General features: G+C 58.0%; 1 protein-coding gene. It reads left to right on the top strand.

Annotated elements, in window-relative coordinates; all coding sequences use genetic code 11:
• A partial coding sequence (locus tag ABZ194_RS30420) for a polymorphic toxin-type HINT domain-containing protein (RefSeq protein WP_355600453.1) occupies positions 1–472 on the top strand: 472 nt, incomplete at its 5' end.
• Between the last annotated feature and the right edge of the window lie 575 nt (positions 473–1,047).

Below are 1,047 nucleotides of genomic sequence, written 5' to 3'. Positions count from 1 at the left end.
AACCTGGGTCCCCGCCACCCGGCTCACCCCCGGAGCCTGGCTACGCACCAGCACCGGAACCCACCTCCAAATCACCGCCATCGCCAAGCGCACCGCCGGCCACCAACGTGTTCACAACCTCGCCGTTGCCGACCTCCACACCTACCATGTGGGGGTTGGGGACGATGAAATCCTCGTTCACAACGCTGGCTGCTGGTCGACAACCTACGAGAATGCCAGTGATCTCGCTAAGAAGTACAAGGAGGGGCAGTCAACTCGGGATCCAGCATCGCAGTGGTATCACGAAGAGCTGAGTAACAAAGAACTCCTGGACGCGATCAACAACGCCGCAGATGGAGACGGGATTGTCGTCTCGCGCAATGGGAAGATTTTTGGAGGTCATCACCGCTGGGACGAACTCCTGCGAAGAATCAAAGATGGGCGTATCGACCCAAAGACGAGAATCCGCATCGACGTCTACGGCGGGGAATAGTGCTCTGATGTCTATAATTCATTCGACTGACCCCGATTTTCGAGTGTGTCAGATCAGTTTCGATACTCTGCTTGAGATCCAATTGGAGGCGGAAGGTCGAGGCTGGGCGACTCGGTGGACCTCGGCGGACGCACTTCGCAGCCAGGTCAAGGAAGAAGTCGTATTCCTCCAATCGCTCATGCGTGAGGAGCGAGGAGGGGTTGTTCGAGCCTACCGATGCCTCCTGATCTTCTCGACCGTGAATGGCAAGGATGCCGGCGGAATTGCCACGATCGATCTTGATCCGGGGAGATTTGAATCGCTGGGTCGGCTCGATCGAGACCCGGATGTCCGGAAGGCGCTTGTCCGGATTTTCTCACTTGCGCTAGGTGGGATTTCGGCGGTCTCAAAGAAGTAGCGGGGCGGCCCGACGGGACGATCGATTTCCATGAGTCCGGCTGATGCGGATCTTGTCCAAGATTTTCGCGACTACATTGGCACCCTACTGAGCATGAAAGCTGGGCGTTACTACGGTGGGTCGAAGAGGACGAGGCCGGTCTCGGCGATGAACCCGTCCAGCAGGCCGGGCTGGTACT

This window comes from Streptosporangium sp. NPDC006007 (genome assembly GCF_040614315.1).
Classification (GTDB): Bacteria; Actinomycetota; Actinomycetes; order Streptosporangiales; family Streptosporangiaceae; genus Streptosporangium.
The sequence above is the reverse complement of the archived record's forward strand: the minus strand, read 5'-3'. Positions and strand labels throughout refer to the sequence as shown.